Raw genomic sequence first — 14,754 nt, forward strand, 5'->3', positions numbered from 1 at the left:
TATTAAGGGGTATGCAATAAAAGTTTTTCCCAAAGTGCCACTGAGTTACTCATACCTTCTTTCTTATTATCCTCTCAAAGAGCATGGGGGTGAATCTCCTCTGGAGTGCTATAAGGACATGCTGCTGGAGGGCCTCCTCCATGGTTTCAAGGGTCAATCTGTCCTCACCCTTCCTTATCCTCACGGCCTGGGCTATCTGGGCTATATCCCTTGCATGGGCAAAGGTTGGCTGGAGGCCCTCGCCTCCCTCGGTCATCGGCCTGTAGACCTTTGCAAACCTTTCAAGGACCTCAGGGTCGTATTCCTCCCCCATTGATTCAAGATTGCGCTTGAAGACCTCCACTATCTCATCCACACTGGGTTTTTCAAGGTGCACATGCAGCGGCGCCCTCCTGAGGTGGGCCTCGTCCATTATTGTTATGTCAAGGTTGGTTGAGAAGGCGGGTATGAAGTGTGTGTGGACGATTATCGGTGACCCCTTAACGTAGATCATGTCCTTCTTGTTCTCCAGTGGGACGATGAGGCGGTTCAGGAGGGCGTTGTGGTCCTCCTTCTGCCTTCCAAGGTCGTCGATGAGTAGCACCCCACCATTGGCCTTTATTATGGGGGATGTCTCATAGACACCCTTGTTGGGGTCAAATCTGGTTTCAAGTTTCTCACTTGTAAGTTCGGACCCTGTGAAGACAAAGGGGGCGTATATCTTAACCCACCTTGGGTCCTCTGGCTGTTCAGGGCATGCACGATGGAAGTCAGGGTCATAGAACTGTATGACCTGTTCACTGAACTCCACATACCGTGGTATGACCAGTGGAGGTAGAAGGTCTGACATCTTGCTTGTTATGAAGGTTTTACCTGTACCAGGTGGCCCGTAGATGAATAATCCCTTACCACCTATCGCGCCCTCGATGAGTGTCTTCTTTGCGCTTTCATTTCCCACCACGTCACTGAAGGCCTTATCTATGACCTCCTGGGGGATCCTTATCGGGAATCTTCCCTCAAGCTGCCTGCCCATGATTTCAAAGTAGCGGTCATAGCTTACAGGTGCCATCCCCATGTACGGGTTCTCCCTGAGGAGTTTATCTGCCTGTTTCCTCCCCTGTTTCTTGATGGTGTAGGTTACACTGGGAAAGAGGAAGCCCCCACCTGTGGGGGCGCAGAGTTCATCCTTCTCCATCTCCTTGAGGCACTCCTCAAGTATGTCCACATGTAGACCTGTTATCTCATGTATCCTGTTAACCTGTATGCTACCATAGGTTGCTATGATCTTCAGAAGGAGGTTTTTTATGAAGTTAACTGAGAGGTCTATCTCATCCAGTGTCTTTGGCTGTTTGAGCAGCTCAAAGAGTTCCTGCATTTTTTTATCATGGTAGTAATCCATTCAACCACTCCTCACCTAAGAATCTGTCTCTCTGATAATATAATAGGTTGGGTAACTTAAGCTTTGGCCATCAGTGAATCTACCACCGTACATTATGAGGAGCGGTTATGATTGTACCACTGCAGTTATGTGTTGCGCTAAGAGGAATGCCTCAAAAAAGGAGTTTCTTAAGTTCTCACATGTAAATTTCAGTTCATCATATTTCAAAGCCATTGCTGACTGGGCCGTCCTATCTGGCTCACACACATATGAATTTCAGTTCATCGTCCAGTTCAATGTTTATCATATCCCTGTTGAGGTAGATCTCCTGTAGGATATCGTCTTCCATGTGGAGGACATATATGTCGGGCTCTATTTTTTCCATGAAGTCCTCAAATGTGTTATCTGCGAATTCTGTGAGTTTATCAACCACCGTCCCCATAACATTCACCGTGAACTCATATTCGGCTTCAAGGGGGTCTACGAATTCAAATACCATGTCCACGTCCAGCCAGCCCGGTTCCTGGAACGCCTTCGAGATGACTATGAAGTACTCCTTATCAACCGAGATCGAGTCCCTCAGGTAGTCCCTTTTCTTTTCATAGATCCACCACATGAATGATCGGTGCGGCTCATGGTACCTCTCCTCTATGGCCTCCCTTACGAAACGGTCCATGAGTTCAGGGAGTTTTTCTAGGAATACTGCCTCATAGAGTGTGTTGAAGACGGTTATGTACTCATCACGGAACCATATCTCCTCTATATGCCTGAGGTACCTCTCCATGATTGCCTGCTTTTTCTCATTATCCAGTTCAGCCAGTCTCAGAAACATCCAAAGCCTCCTTTAATTTTGATGGGACCTCCCCTGCCCATCTGTGTGCTGCATAACCCCCATAATAAAGGTGAAAAAGTAAATAATTATCATATATAAGTTTTCTGGTGGTTCAGGTTACTCATGGAAGCTGAGATGAGGGAAACGGATTAACTGCGTTAAACTTACCTATTACGAAGGTGATTCCAGGGTGTAAAGAATTTTTAACCGGAATTTGAAATGATATAATGGGGCTGTGCCGGGGATATGGATTGCCAGAAAGAAACCCGGTGCCCCCAAGCTCAGAAACAAAAAAATGAGATATGAAAGTCATATGTGAAAACTGCGGGAAAGAGAACCCTGAAAACCGCAAATTCTGTTCAGAATGTGGAAAACGCATTAAAAAGAAAACTTCCATGGGCCGTGGAATAGAAGCCCCCTACCCCGGAAAATGTGGCATGAAACCAGTTAATTACACCGCATCAGGGGCCCTTAGTGACCCCTGCAGCTATAGGAGTGGTCTCACAGCCAGTGAGTTCATATTTATACTTCTATTCTCACCACCAGCCGGCCTAATAGGATTCCTTGTATGGTACGGTAAAAAGCCAAGGAGGGCACGGCAATCCCTCACCATCGCCCTGGTGATGTTCCTTTTTTTCATGATCATATTCCTGTTCTAAAATGCAATTCAAATTTTAAAATGGGCCCCCTCCATTTCAAGAAGCCGCACCTTAAGATCAACACCGCCCTGGTAACCCCCGGGTTTTCCATCACTTCTTATGACACGGTGGCATGGGATGATAAGGGGAAAGGGGTTCCTGGCGAGTGCCCCCGCCACGCTCCTGGGCCCCCCTCCAGCAGCCCCCGCAACCTCAGCATAGGTCATGGTGGACCCACGGGGGATACCCATGACCACCCGAAGAACCCCCCTCTGATAGCCGGTGCATACCCTGAAATCAAGTACCGCTGGATCAAAGGGGACATCCTCACCATCAAGAAATCTGTTCAGCGAATCAAGTACCCCGGAGATGGACTCACATCCAGAATCTGTGGGGGATACATTAACACCAACATCCCTACCTCTGATAAAGAAAACACGCTGAACCCTACCACCTGCACATTTAAGGCCGATACACGCCAGAGAATGTCTCAGCATATACATACACTTAAATGTTCTAGATATTAAGGTATATATAGGGGAGTTCAATGGACAGAAATCTCAAGATATTCCTCATAGCAGTAATAACCCTCTCATTCATATCCCAGTTTTTAAGCTTCAAAAATGACCTTGTATCCCTTATAAATATCATAACAAACCTTGCCGCATTCCTGGGACTTCTATACGCCAGCATATACGCAAAAAAGGTCTACCCTCACCTCTACCTTACCCTGATACTCTTATCCGCTGGACAGTTCTTTTCATTCGTTGGTGACCTTACCTGGTTCATACTTGAAAGCATACTACTACAGAGCCCCTTTCCCTCAGTTGCTGATGTGTTTTACCTCCTCTACTACCCCCTATTCGCTGCGGGAATATTCACTGTACCTGTAAGAAGGTACTCCGACGTTAAATCACTCATCGATCTCCTCATAATCCTTGTGGCATCTGCATCAGCAGCCTGGGTTTTCCTTGTGAAGCCAACGGTACTTGCAGGGGGAAATCCAATGTATGTACTTGTAGCTGTCCTCTACATAGTGGGGGACCTGCTTATACTCTTCATGATAATGGATCTCATAATAAACAAGATGGGCAACTTCAGGTCAAGAACCATCTACATCTTCCTTGCAAGCATAGCGCTGCTACTCACAGCAGACATTTCATTCACCTATCAGACCATAACCGGAATCTATGCTAAGGGCACATTCCAGGACCTCTTCTGGGCATTCAGTTACATTATCCTCCTTGTTGCGGTTAATGAATTCTTCAATGAGGACTGGAACATGCCCACATACCTCACAAGAAAGAGTTCAGTTGTTACATATATACCTTATGCATTCCTGGTCCTCTTCTACATTTTAACAGCCTACAGCCTAATTGAGACGGATGCTAAAAATTCACCTGAACTTCTATTATCCCTTGGAATCATAATAGTCCTCTTTGTTGTAAGACAGCATCTCTCAATGAGGGAGAATACCATCCTGCTCAATGAGGTTGATAATGAAAGAGAAAGGGCCGAGAACTACCTTGAGGTGGCGGGTTCCCTCATAATGGTGCTTGATGAGAATAGCCGCGTGAAACTCATAAACAGCAGGGGACTTGAAATCCTTGAATGTAAGCGTGGAGACGTTGAGGGTAAAAACTGGTTCATGGTCTTCGTACCCCCGGAGGATCGAAATTGGCGCGAGGGACTCTACAAAAAGAAGATCAGCTCCGGTGAGGGCGGCTACTATCTGACAGGGAACATAATAACATGTAAGGGTAATAGGAAGACCGTCGCATGGCACGTCAGGTTCCTCAGGGAAAACGGGGAGTTCATGGGGAGTATAATCTCAGGGGAGGATATAACGGAGGTAGAGAGGACCAGGAAGGCCCTTGAGATGAGTGAGAAGAGATACAGGGAGATATTCGAACTGGCGCCGAGCCCGATAATCTCACTGGAAGATGACCTCACCATAAGGGACTGTAACAACCGGACGGAATCCGTTCTGGGCTACCGGAAGGATGATTTGGAGGGAAGAGACCTCAGGGAACTTATACACCCTGAAGACTCAGGGGAGGATGTCGAGGGGATCCGGCGCCTCATCAAAGCCGATGGTGATGTCATATACGGGAACCTCAAGCTCACACATGCCGGGGATGAACTGATCCTCATAGTGGAGGACCAGACAGATACAATCAGGTCCCTCAGGGAGAAGGAGCTGCTCCTCAGGGAGATACACCACCGCGTCAAGAACAACCTCCAGATAATATCAAGCCTCCTGAGTATACAGGAGCGTAAGCTTGAATCAGAGGAACTCTCAAGGCTCCTCAGGGAGAGCCGTGACCGTATAAGATCAATTGCCCTTGTCCATGAGCATCTCTACAGATCAACAGACCTCACAACCATAAGGATAAGTGACTACCTCCTGAATCTCATCTCAAAGATAAGCCAGGGGCAGGTTGAGAAGGGTTCTCTCAGGATCAGGACAGATATAGATGACATTGAATTCAACCTTGAGACGAGCCTCCCCATTGGACTCATAGTCAATGAGCTTGTCAGCAATTCACTGAAGCACTCCGGTGCAGAGAACATCACCGTGGCATTAAAGGGGGTTGATGGGATGTTTGAACTCGTAGTCTCAGATGATGGGGTTGGTGTCGAGTCACCTGATGCGCTGGAAAAGGCAGGTAGCATGGGATGGCACCTTGTAAATGCTCTTGCGAATCAGCTTGATGCTGAAATGAAAGTTGAAGCAAAGAAGGGCTTAACCGTCACCCTGAGGTTCAGGGAGCTTGGATACATAAAAAGGTACTGAGTGATTCCCATGAAATTTCATGTAACAGATAGGATCCCATCAGCAACCCCTGAGATGCGCCCCGCTGATGTCCTGAGCCATATAAGGGAAAATAGTGGGGAATATGACAGCATAGACTACGTCTACGTGCTTGAGGATGGTAAACTCAGAGGTGTTGTCTCCATGAGAGAACTGCTATCCAGTGATGGGAGGCTGGGGGACTTCATGCAGAGGAATATAATATCCTTAAACCCTGAAGATGACCCCTCCGATATACCCTACCTTGCACTTTCACATGGAATTAAGGCCATCCCTGTGGTTGACCATGAAGGGAGATTCATGGGAGTGGTGACCCATGATGAGATCATAAGGATACTGAAGGTGGAGGCCGACCGGGACATCCTCCACTTCGGGGGAGTATTCCACAGGGTCATCGACCGGGACCCCGGGGCGATGAACATGGTCAGGTCAAGGGTCCCATGGCTCATTGTGGGGGTCATAGGGGGTACCATCACAGCAGCCCTCATAGGAAGCTTTGAGGATCTCCTATCAGAGTTCATAGCACTGGCATCATTCATACCCATAATGGTGTACATGAGTGATGCTGTTGGAACCCAGTCAGAGGCCCTCATAATACGTAAAATCGCCGTGGACCCGGCGATGAGTCCCCTCCTCTATATAAAAAGGGAGGTTATGGTGGCTGCAGGGATAGGAACCCTTTCGTCTGCATTTGCAGGTTTAATGGCGGGTTTATCAAGGATGAACCCATCACTGGGTTTAATCGTCTTCATATCCATGTTCTTCAGCGTCCTTGCAGCTGTCTTCATATCCACCGCATCCCCAATCATATTCAGGAGGCTCGGGTTTGACCCGGCGGTTGCAACCGGCCCCCTTGCAACCATACTCAGTGACTTCACAACAACACTGATATACCTGACCGTTGCATCATCACTACTATAGAGCGATTTAGATGGAGGCCTTTCATGGAACTGGAGGAGAAAATCAGGGAACTTGAGAGTGAGATAAAGGAGAAGGATGGAAGAATCAGGGAACTGGAACTGAAGCTCGCCGAGTGCCTGGGACGCGTTGATGAGCTGAGGTCAGAGAAATCAGAGCTGCAGGAGGAGGTTAACAGGCTCCATGTGATGAAGCTTGACCTGAAGCTCAGGAACCTTCAGGAACTTGAGGATGAGAACAACCGCCTGAAGCACAGGATAGAGATAACCAAGGGGCTCCTTGATGATGCCAGGGAAAGACTCGAGGTCCTTGAGGGTGTTGTGGATGAGTTTCTAAAGCAGGGGTTAACCGGGAGGTTAAGGGGGAGGGAACCTGAAGGTCTCATCTACTACAGGAAGAGGTTCGGAGACTGAAACCCGGGCCATCATAATTGAAAAACCATCCACCCATTAGCCGAGATCTCCTTACTTTTTTCACAGTTATAAGGAAAAAATGTATATCCACCATGTAACATAATAATACATCAGACGTCAGGAGTGATTTATATGGAACCATATGGTGGGGGAGATGGCCGTGTAAGGTGGGTGACACCTGAATGGCTCATGGAGAACCTGGAAAAGGTTGCCATAATCGACTGCCAGCCCAACATCCACGACTACATACTCGAACACATACCCGGGGCGGTATACCTCAACGAGGGCCTCTTCAGGGAGCCCAGGGGTATTGCACCTGCAATGTACATCCCATGGGATGCCGCAGAATCCATATTCCGGCAGGCTGGAGTTGAGAACAAACCGACAGTTGTATACACCGGCACCGGCGGATTTAAGGGCTGGGGTGATGGACTTGAGCAGACCATGGTGGCATACAGTCTTGCAAGGTTCGGACATGAAGAGGTCCTTGTACTGAACGGGGGACTTGCAGAGTGGAAGAACGCCGGGGGAGAGGTTACAAAGGTCTTCCCTGAGGTCAGAGAATCAGAATTTTCTGTTAAAGTGCAGGGAGACTTCTACATAGAGTACCCTGACTTCAGGAGGATAAAGGATGATGATGACGTCCTGGTACTTGATGCAAGACCCCCTGAAGTCTATGAGGGTCAGGGACCCTGGATAAAACCCGGGCACATCCCTGGAGCTGTTAATCTCCCATGGGCCAGCCTCATGGATGATGAAAATAAGACCCTCCTTAAACCAGAGGACGAGATAAGGGAACTCCTGGACTCTGTGGGTGCAACTCCCGATAAGAAAATCATATGCAGCTGTGGAACCGGAAGGGAGGCAACCAACGAGTTCCTGCTCTTCAGATGGTACCTTGGATATCCCGATGTGAAAATATATGAGGGATCATTCACAGAGTGGACCCAGATAGAGGACAACCCAACGGTAACGGGTCCAAACCCATACTGAACCCCCAAATTCTTTTTTTTAACTGAAATCTGTTTTAAGCTCGGATCCTGCAAAGAGGAGCACTCCAAGAGCTGCAGACACATTGAGTATCATGAGGAACACTCCCCCTGCGATCGTTGACTGGACAGGGAAGAGGAAATAGGAGAGGTTACCTGTTGTATGGATTATCATGGCGGCCAGTATGCTCCCGGTTGAATTGTAAACCCATGTGTATATCACCGAGGCAGATATTATGAGGATCATGAAGCTCCAGAAGGGCACCTGTGACTGGATACTGCCCTGTATGAAGAACAGCGGTATGTGCCAGAGGCCCCAGATTATCCCCACCATTATGGCAGCGTAGATGGGGGCATACCTCTCCTGAAGCCGTGGAAGGGCATAGCCCCTCCAGCCGAATTCCTCCTGCAGTGGACCTCCAAGGAAGAAGATGTAGAGGAATACAATAGGAACCAGCAGTGGATTTGAGTTCCAGTAGAGGAAGGGCTGTGGATCGCCCCAGAGGACTCCCAGATAGAGTGCAAGAGCTGTAATGACCGGGAAAAGCAGTAAAATTATGGCCCACCATATCCTGGGGAAATCACGTTTAATCCCCCTTCTCAGGAATGCAACAAGCTCATCCCTCCCCCCGTACCTGTAGGTCAGTATAATAGCAGCAAGAGTTGGCCCGAATGCCGCAGGGTTGTAGGGGCTCCTGAGAAAGGACTGGATGGGTTCAGGGAATGTGAAACCTGCAGAGATCATTGCAACAGGTATCCATAATATCCACGAAAACAGGAACGTCAATATAAAAAATTCCGATAGGCGTTCACTCCTCACAAGAATCTCCTCCTGAAGACACGAAATCATCCATGAAAATAACAGGGTATCTTAAATCACCTTCCATCAAGACACACATTATAGGTTCCACTGATACCGCATTTATAGTTTTTCCAGTTAAAATAAACCTTAACCTGAAAACCGGTACAATAACCCTCCCATCCACATTCATGGCCTCAGCCGTGTATGTGCAATCAACAATCCTCATAAATCCCACCGGTTCATGAAAATTCCCTTAGTCCCAGAACAAATTCCCTGAAGGGTCTCTTTAAAAGAAGCATGATAAACACCAGAACAGGTTTCAGGGGTCTTAAACTCAGTTCAAGTTCAAAGTTTCCATTCACATCCCCACTGAAGAAATCAGGGGCCGCATTTATTTCAATATTCCTTAAAGATGACGTTAATGCTGAAATGGCCCATAAGTATCCTGTTATGATTGCGGTATCTGAAGCCTCCCCAAGGCCCACTGAAACACTTATCCTAGCCCTCCTTATGGTGATGGATGACAGCAGGGCACCGATGAGATCCATTATACACCATCTGGCCTTTAACCCCAACAGTAAAACCTCTCTCAATGGCCTGGGCTTCGCTTCAACCATGGTTCCCTCCTTTATTTCGCTTTTAAACCTTTTACTTAAAAATTTCATCCCCCAGAGCATTAAACTTATCCTTAACTCAGTTCTTCCGGCATCCCTTACTCCGCTTAAAATAAGCCTGTAGGGCAATGCAAGGAGAACCAGGAGAAGTACCGCCAGAAAAATTAATGGCAGAACCAGAAGGAGCCCATTCATTGTCTATTCAGTCTCCACTCTCACCTTCAGGTTCACCCTTATCTGCAATCTCCTTTATTATGTCCGTGACAGTGGACCCAAGCTCCTGTATTATCCTCCCCGTGCTCCCGGCGCGGAGGTCAATGACCCTCACACCATCGGGCCTTTAACTCCCCTGAGAAGGACTATCACCGCAACGGGCTCGGCTCCTGCAGCCGCACCTGCCCCGCTTCCAGAGCCTCCCTCAGACTCTGAGGAGGTCCCCTCACCCATACCAACCCCAAAGCCAACCCCCATCTTCATGAGGGGTATCAGCACCTTATCCTCCGTCTCGATGGCCTCACCCACAAGGTTCTTAACGTCCAGGAGACTGCGGAGCTCCTCAACGGTTGTTTTAATTGGTTCCTCAATTTTCATTTTAAATCACATTAAACTATATGTATGTTCAACCATATCACAGTTTGCATCAAAACACTTATATGGTTGGATCCATACTTATTCAATCTGGAGGCGGTAAAGTGGATATGAAAACAGTGATTTTAATTGCGGTGATTCTCATTGCTGGAGTATCAGCAGGAGTCTACATTCTCACCGCAACAGATGGTAACGATAAAACGGAAGTGAAAAATTTAAACGGGAAAAATCAGACCACAGGCACGGCCAGGATTGTAGCAACCCAGAGGGGTCCTGAAACTGCAAGGCCCGGCTCAAATATTACAGTGACGTGTAAGATAAAAAATGAGGGTAAAGGACCGGCTAAAAACGTTAAGGTATTGTCTCAGGACTTTGAAAGGTCCTTTGATGTCATAGAAGCGGGTGAAGAGGTGGAGTTTCAGGTCCAGATATACATACCGACCGAGGAGGAGGTTAAGGAGGACTTCGGGGAAAACGCCACACTATCGAACCCATTCTTCATAGGTGGTTTCAGCGTCACCTACACTGATTTAAGTGGAAAACACAGTTTAAATTCCAATTCTCTGGAGATACCCCTCCAGATCTAATTTATTTTACGAAAGAAAATAACTTGTATCATCTAAAAAATTAAAAGGAAAGAATCAATCAGGTCTTCTGACGGGGAGTTGAACCTCCGTGAGAAGTTCAGATTCATCCACCTCCAGTGGACTGTTGAGGTAGACCTCGGTTATGGGACCTGCAATTTCATAGCCATTTTCAGTGGCATGATCGATGAGAGCATGGATGGCAGGGCCAACCTCACTGTATGGTCCCTCATGAAGCGTTGCAAGGACCCTGTGAGCAGGTAAATCCTTTATCTTAATTTTTTCAGAGGGCTCCGCCTCACCTGCAATGGAGACACCTATCTCATAGACGAGGTCCTCCTCACTGACATCCTCTGGACTGTTGTAGTAGGTCCCGTATACACGTCCCGTCATCTGCAGCCCGTTCCCCATGACCCACTCTGCAACTTCAGCAATGTACCGGGGTATACGGCCATAGCTACCCCTGCAGTCCATATAGGCAACACGAACCCCCTCAACCATCTTCTCAGTTATCTCCATGAAAGACCTCCCCCTAAAGTTATATTATGTCTATATATCAATGATAAAGGTTTATCTAATTTGTTACTCCCCTTCAGATCCTGATAAGCACCACACCCCCAACCACCATGAGCAACCCGATGGCCTTTGCCACCGTTACCCTCTCACCCAGAAGAAATGCCGCAACTATCAGTGTGAACACCGGGAAGGCCGCAACCACAGGTACAACTATTGAAGCCTCCCCTGATTTTAGCGCATAATAATAGAATAGCTGCCCCAGAAGGGCTGCTGATATACCATCCAGTGCCAGGAAGAACCATCCCCTCGGATCCACATCTGAGAGAGCATCCAGTCCACCGCTTAACATGACCCATACGAGCATGACCATGGTTATGACAGAAGTTCTTATTGTAAGGGCGATCCCAGGGTTAACGCCTTCAAGTCCTATTTTGCTGAAAACTGGGGCCAGACCAAACATCAACGCTGCAAGGAGCGCGAAAACAAGGTAGTTCAAGACATCACCTCAAATGATATATGGGATTAACGCTGCAAGGAGCGCGAAAACAAGGTAGTTCAAGACATCACCTCAAATGATATATGGGATTAACGCTGCAAGGAGCGCGAAAACAAGGTAGTTCAAGACATCACCTCTTGGATACGTATCATAACTATGGGATTTCCGATAAAAAAATCTTCAGGTAGGTAAGAGCATCAATGTTTATCTGCCTTCCAGACAGATAGAGAGATAGCTTAGTGTGTGGTGTTATAGATGATACTCATCGTTGGCGGAGCAGGTTATATCGGTTCACATGTCAACAAGTTCCTCTCAGAGAGGGGGTATGAAACCCTCATCCTGGATAACCTCACAAAGGGGCACAGGGAACATGTAAAATGGGGTGAACTCATTGAGGGTGACCTTGGTGACAGGAGACTTCTTAACAGGATCCTCACAGAATACGATGTTGAGGCAGTTATGCACTTCGCGGCTTTCACAGATGTCGGGGAATCAGTGCAGAAACCAGGGGACTACTACAGGAACAACGTGGTGAACACCATGAACCTCCTTGATTCCATGCTGAAGAATGGGGTCGGGAGGTTCGTATTCTCCTCAACATGTGCCGTCTACGGCAACCCATCAGAAATTCCAATAACCGAGGAACACCCACTCAACCCCATAAGCCCGTACGGGAGGTCCAAACTCATGGTTGAGGAGATACTGAGGGACTACAGTGATGCATATGACCTCAGCTATGTGTCACTCCGCTACTTCAACGCAGCGGGGGCTGACCCTGAAGTAGAGATCGGGGAACTTCACGAGCCAGAAACCCACCTCATACCCATAGTACTGGACGCTGCAATGGGCCTGAGGGACTCTGTGAGGATCTTCGGTACAGACTACCCCACTCCTGATGGGACATGCATAAGGGACTACATACACGTTATGGACCTTGCAGACGCCCACTGGAGGGCCCTTGAATACCTTGAGGGTGAAAGAAGTGGGGTGTTCAACCTGGGAAACGGGAACGGATTCTCTGTGATGGAGGTCATAGAAACCTGCAGAGAGGTTACAGGGGCCAGTATAAGGGTCGTGGAGGATCAAAGAAGGCCAGGAGACCCACCTGAACTTGTTGGAAGTTCAGAAAGGGCACGTGAAATCCTCAGGTGGAGCCCTGTTTTCACTGAACTGGAGGAGATCATTAAAACCGCATGGAACTGGCATAGAACCGCAAAAAATGATTGAACTCTCTTAAAATGGTGATGGAGATGAAAATTACCGTAACCGGGGATATAACGGTTGACTGGATCCAGTGGCCTGTGAGACAGGACTCTGAGGGATCAATGTTCAACTGGAAAACCCACCTTGGATTCAAGAGACGGGCGCTGGAGGGAGGCGCCCTGCTCACAGCAAGGATGCTTAAAAACCTTGCGGATGTCAACCACCCCTCACTGTCGTGCCGACCTGAGAAAACAGACCCCTCCGAGTTCATACATTCATTTGCAGAGTTAAAACCCTCAGGTGACGGTTATCACGTGAAGAGGTTCATGGGCTACACAGGACCAGATGAGGGTCTCCCATCGATGCCATTCAAATTCAGGGACCAGGACGCAGATATTGTCGTTATAGATGATGCAGGGAATGGTTTCAGGGAAATGAAGGAGAGATGGCCCTCAGCCATAATTGATGGTGACCCCACCACGGTACTCAAGATGTCATCACCCCTATTCAGCGGCAGCCTCTGGGAGCACCTCCTGGAAAGGCAGCGTGAAAACCTTCTCCTCATAATAACCATGGAGGACCTCAGGGAGTACGGTGCCAATATAAGCAGGAGGCTCTCCTGGGAGAGAACAGCAGAGGACTTCATGTGGCAGATGAGAAACAACCCGACACTTAAGGACATCCAGGATCTCAGAATGATCGTTCGCGTGGGCCTGGAGGGCGCCATATACCATGATGGGGATGATGCCAGGTTATTCTACCACCCACAGATATTCGAGGGAAACCTCATCGAGAGGGCCCCTGGTAAAATGCAGGGGTGCGGCTGCGCATTCACGGCAGGACTCACAGCATCGCTGAGCAGGGGCCTTGAAATTGATGACTCAGTAAGGAGGGGGATGGCTGCTGCCTCTGAACTCCTTTCAATCGGGTTTTCCGAGGAACCCGACTACCCTGTAAGTGACATATTCCATTCAGGGGGTGAGAATATTGGGGCCGTTGACATACCCCTCCGCCCCAAGGGTTTCTGGACAATAGCTGACTCACCACCACTATTCGATATAGAGGCCGTGTCAAGGTACATTGTGATAAACGGTTACAGGAGAAGAAAATGTCCACTTCCTGTTGCACACTTTGGTAAACTCATAACAGCGGACCGTAGGGAAATTGAGGGCTATCAGAGCATAAGGAATCTGCTGATGGAATACATGAAAAATGAGAACCCTGAAAGACCCCTCTGCATTGGGGTTTTTGGTCCGCCAGGGGCCGGCAAGTCATTCGCTGTGAGCCAGCTGGCTGCAAGTGTGGACCCTGAGAGAATAAAACCCCTGAACTTCAACATATCCCAGTTCAGGGATGAGGATGACCTCATAGACGCCTTTCATCAGATAAGGGATGTGGTACTTGAGGGTATGGTTCCCCAGGCATTCTTTGACGAATTCGACTCACCCATGATGGGTAAAAGGCTTGGATGGATCAGGTACTTCCTGGCGCCCATGCAGGACGGGGAGTTCAGGGAGGGGGACAGCATGCACCCCTGGGTAAATCCATACTTGTATTTGCAGGTGGTACAAGCAGCACATTCCAGGAGTTCGAGTCACAGGACCCTGAAATTCTCAGGGAAGCCAAGGTTAGGGACTTCATAAGCAGGCTACGGGGCTATGTGAATATCATCGGTCCCGATCCACAGCACAGGCGAGACAAATTTTTTATGCTGAGGAGGGCAATACTCTTAAGGTCCATGTTTGAGAGGAAGACCCCACACCTCTTTGATGGGGATGGCCGCCTCAGGATCGATGATGGGGTGCTGAATGCATTCCTCAGGATCCCAGAGTACAGGCATGGTGTGAGGTCAATGGAGGCCATACTCGAGATGAGCATGCTGCAGGACGTTAAGAAGTTCGAAAAGGCTTCCCTTCCATCAGCTGGGCAGCTGGACCTTCACGTTGATGGGGAACTATTTCAGAGGATGGTCATGAAGAATTAGGTGGT

The 14,754-nt window shown here is 48.3% G+C and carries 19 protein-coding genes; 9 read left to right on the forward strand and 10 right to left on the reverse strand.

Annotation, left to right across the window (positions count from 1 at the left end):
* Window positions 1–49 precede the first annotated feature (49 nt).
* Both MTBMA_RS04880 and MTBMA_RS04885 read right to left on the reverse strand, forming a co-directional pair.
* Entirely contained in the window at window positions 50–1,378 is a 1,329-nt protein-coding gene (locus MTBMA_RS04880) for an ATP-binding protein (protein WP_013295814.1), read from the reverse strand.
* Between the two features lie 238 nt (window positions 1,379–1,616).
* Window positions 1,617–2,189, reverse strand: coding sequence for a hypothetical protein (locus MTBMA_RS04885; RefSeq protein WP_013295815.1), 573 nt, complete (start codon window positions 2,187–2,189; stop codon window positions 1,617–1,619).
* 302 nt (window positions 2,190–2,491) lie between these two features.
* Between MTBMA_RS04885 and MTBMA_RS04890 the strand changes: the two genes are divergently transcribed.
* On the forward strand, window positions 2,492–2,848 hold the full coding sequence (locus tag MTBMA_RS04890) for a zinc ribbon domain-containing protein (RefSeq protein ID WP_013295816.1): 357 nt from the start codon (window positions 2,492–2,494) through the stop codon (window positions 2,846–2,848).
* An 8-nt stretch (window positions 2,849–2,856) separates the two neighbouring features.
* On the opposite strand, the gene MTBMA_RS04895 is transcribed toward MTBMA_RS04890, so the two are convergent.
* Window positions 2,857–3,324, reverse strand: a complete 468-nt coding sequence (locus tag MTBMA_RS04895; protein WP_238523343.1) for a methylated-DNA--[protein]-cysteine S-methyltransferase — start codon at window positions 3,322–3,324, stop codon at window positions 2,857–2,859.
* A gap of 50 nt (window positions 3,325–3,374) precedes the next feature.
* Between MTBMA_RS04895 and MTBMA_RS04900 the strand changes: the two genes are divergently transcribed.
* The 4 genes from MTBMA_RS04900 (at window position 3,375) to MTBMA_RS04915 (ending at window position 7,966) form a co-directional block, all read left to right on the forward strand.
* Window positions 3,375–5,624, forward strand: coding sequence for a sensor histidine kinase (locus tag MTBMA_RS04900; protein ID WP_013295818.1), 2,250 nt, complete (start codon window positions 3,375–3,377; stop codon window positions 5,622–5,624).
* Between the two features lie 9 nt (window positions 5,625–5,633).
* A complete protein-coding gene (locus MTBMA_RS04905; protein WP_013295819.1) occupies window positions 5,634–6,563 on the forward strand; it encodes a magnesium transporter in 930 nt (309 codons plus the stop codon).
* A gap of 23 nt (window positions 6,564–6,586) precedes the next feature.
* A complete protein-coding gene (locus MTBMA_RS04910; protein WP_013295820.1) occupies window positions 6,587–6,973 on the forward strand; it encodes a hypothetical protein in 387 nt (128 codons plus the stop codon).
* A gap of 132 nt (window positions 6,974–7,105) precedes the next feature.
* Complete coding sequence (locus MTBMA_RS04915) at window positions 7,106–7,966, forward strand: sulfurtransferase (protein ID WP_013295821.1); 861 nt, start codon at window positions 7,106–7,108, stop codon at window positions 7,964–7,966.
* 18 nt (window positions 7,967–7,984) lie between these two features.
* On the opposite strand, the gene MTBMA_RS04920 is transcribed toward MTBMA_RS04915, so the two are convergent.
* The 5 genes from MTBMA_RS04920 to MTBMA_RS04935 all read right to left on the reverse strand — a co-directional run bounded on the left by MTBMA_RS04920 (window position 7,985) and on the right by MTBMA_RS04935 (window position 9,969).
* A complete protein-coding gene (locus tag MTBMA_RS04920; RefSeq protein WP_238523344.1) occupies window positions 7,985–8,707 on the reverse strand; it encodes a CPBP family intramembrane glutamic endopeptidase in 723 nt (240 codons plus the stop codon).
* A gap of 64 nt (window positions 8,708–8,771) precedes the next feature.
* A complete protein-coding gene (locus tag MTBMA_RS08885; RefSeq protein ID WP_013295823.1) occupies window positions 8,772–8,990 on the reverse strand; it encodes a hypothetical protein in 219 nt (72 codons plus the stop codon).
* 13 nt (window positions 8,991–9,003) lie between these two features.
* Window positions 9,004–9,381, reverse strand: coding sequence for a DUF2953 domain-containing protein (locus tag MTBMA_RS04930; RefSeq protein ID WP_160323123.1), 378 nt, complete (start codon window positions 9,379–9,381; stop codon window positions 9,004–9,006).
* Between the two features lie 199 nt (window positions 9,382–9,580).
* Window positions 9,581–9,706 carry a hypothetical protein gene (locus tag MTBMA_RS09280; RefSeq protein WP_013295825.1) on the reverse strand — a complete coding sequence of 42 codons (126 nt, stop codon included), beginning with the start codon at window positions 9,704–9,706 and terminating at the stop codon, window positions 9,581–9,583.
* Window positions 9,703–9,969, reverse strand: a complete 267-nt coding sequence (locus MTBMA_RS04935; protein WP_013295826.1) for a GerW family sporulation protein — start codon at window positions 9,967–9,969, stop codon at window positions 9,703–9,705. The genes MTBMA_RS09280 and MTBMA_RS04935 overlap by 4 nt, the downstream gene beginning before the upstream one ends.
* Before the next feature lie 107 nt (window positions 9,970–10,076).
* On the opposite strand from MTBMA_RS04935, the gene MTBMA_RS04940 reads away from it, so the two are divergent.
* Window positions 10,077–10,553, forward strand: coding sequence for a CARDB domain-containing protein (locus MTBMA_RS04940; protein WP_238523423.1), 477 nt, complete (start codon window positions 10,077–10,079; stop codon window positions 10,551–10,553).
* A gap of 54 nt (window positions 10,554–10,607) precedes the next feature.
* On the opposite strand, the gene MTBMA_RS04945 is transcribed toward MTBMA_RS04940, so the two are convergent.
* A complete protein-coding gene (locus MTBMA_RS04945; protein WP_013295828.1) occupies window positions 10,608–11,069 on the reverse strand; it encodes a GyrI-like domain-containing protein in 462 nt (153 codons plus the stop codon).
* A gap of 73 nt (window positions 11,070–11,142) precedes the next feature.
* Window positions 11,143–11,562: an EamA family transporter gene (locus tag MTBMA_RS04950; protein ID WP_013295829.1), complete on the reverse strand. Its 420-nt coding sequence runs from the start codon at window positions 11,560–11,562 to the stop codon at window positions 11,143–11,145.
* Between the two features lie 255 nt (window positions 11,563–11,817).
* On the opposite strand from MTBMA_RS04950, the gene galE reads away from it, so the two are divergent.
* From galE to MTBMA_RS04965, 3 genes are all read left to right on the forward strand, one after another.
* A complete protein-coding gene (gene galE, locus MTBMA_RS04955) occupies window positions 11,818–12,789 on the forward strand; it encodes a UDP-glucose 4-epimerase GalE (RefSeq protein ID WP_013295830.1) in 972 nt (323 codons plus the stop codon).
* 23 nt (window positions 12,790–12,812) lie between these two features.
* On the forward strand, window positions 12,813–14,408 hold the full coding sequence (locus MTBMA_RS04960) for a hypothetical protein (RefSeq protein WP_013295831.1): 1,596 nt from the start codon (window positions 12,813–12,815) through the stop codon (window positions 14,406–14,408).
* A 65-nt stretch (window positions 14,409–14,473) separates the two neighbouring features.
* Window positions 14,474–14,749: a hypothetical protein gene (locus MTBMA_RS04965; protein WP_048901202.1), complete on the forward strand. Its 276-nt coding sequence runs from the start codon at window positions 14,474–14,476 to the stop codon at window positions 14,747–14,749.
* Window positions 14,750–14,754 lie beyond the last annotated feature (5 nt).

This window comes from Methanothermobacter marburgensis str. Marburg (assembly GCF_000145295.1).
In the GTDB taxonomy this organism is placed as follows: domain Archaea; phylum Methanobacteriota; class Methanobacteria; order Methanobacteriales; family Methanothermobacteraceae; genus Methanothermobacter; species Methanothermobacter marburgensis.

Coding starts and splice junctions, on each gene's coding strand:
- MTBMA_RS04945 (WP_013295828.1), bottom strand. CDS start 11,069: ATGGAGATAACTGAGAAGATGGTTGAGGGGGTTCGTGTTGCCTATATG.
- MTBMA_RS04960 (WP_013295831.1), top strand. CDS start 12,813: ATGAAAATTACCGTAACCGGGGATATAACGGTTGACTGGATCCAGTGG.
- MTBMA_RS04915 (WP_013295821.1), top strand. CDS start 7,106: ATGGAACCATATGGTGGGGGAGATGGCCGTGTAAGGTGGGTGACACCT.
- MTBMA_RS04885 (WP_013295815.1), bottom strand. CDS start 2,189: ATGTTTCTGAGACTGGCTGAACTGGATAATGAGAAAAAGCAGGCAATC.
- galE (WP_013295830.1), top strand. CDS start 11,818: ATGATACTCATCGTTGGCGGAGCAGGTTATATCGGTTCACATGTCAAC.
- MTBMA_RS04935 (WP_013295826.1), bottom strand. CDS start 9,969: ATGAAAATTGAGGAACCAATTAAAACAACCGTTGAGGAGCTCCGCAGT.
- MTBMA_RS04910 (WP_013295820.1), top strand. CDS start 6,587: ATGGAACTGGAGGAGAAAATCAGGGAACTTGAGAGTGAGATAAAGGAG.
- MTBMA_RS04965 (WP_048901202.1), top strand. CDS start 14,474: ATGCTGAGGAGGGCAATACTCTTAAGGTCCATGTTTGAGAGGAAGACC.
- MTBMA_RS04880 (WP_013295814.1), bottom strand. CDS start 1,378: ATGGATTACTACCATGATAAAAAAATGCAGGAACTCTTTGAGCTGCTC.
- MTBMA_RS04905 (WP_013295819.1), top strand. CDS start 5,634: ATGAAATTTCATGTAACAGATAGGATCCCATCAGCAACCCCTGAGATG.
- MTBMA_RS04895 (WP_238523343.1), bottom strand. CDS start 3,324: ATGCTGAGACATTCTCTGGCGTGTATCGGCCTTAAATGTGCAGGTGGT.
- MTBMA_RS08885 (WP_013295823.1), bottom strand. CDS start 8,990: ATGAGGATTGTTGATTGCACATACACGGCTGAGGCCATGAATGTGGAT.
- MTBMA_RS04900 (WP_013295818.1), top strand. CDS start 3,375: ATGGACAGAAATCTCAAGATATTCCTCATAGCAGTAATAACCCTCTCA.
- MTBMA_RS04930 (WP_160323123.1), bottom strand. CDS start 9,381: ATGGTTGAAGCGAAGCCCAGGCCATTGAGAGAGGTTTTACTGTTGGGG.
- MTBMA_RS04920 (WP_238523344.1), bottom strand. CDS start 8,707: ATGATCTCTGCAGGTTTCACATTCCCTGAACCCATCCAGTCCTTTCTC.
- MTBMA_RS04890 (WP_013295816.1), top strand. CDS start 2,492: ATGAAAGTCATATGTGAAAACTGCGGGAAAGAGAACCCTGAAAACCGC.
- MTBMA_RS04940 (WP_238523423.1), top strand. CDS start 10,077: ATGAAAACAGTGATTTTAATTGCGGTGATTCTCATTGCTGGAGTATCA.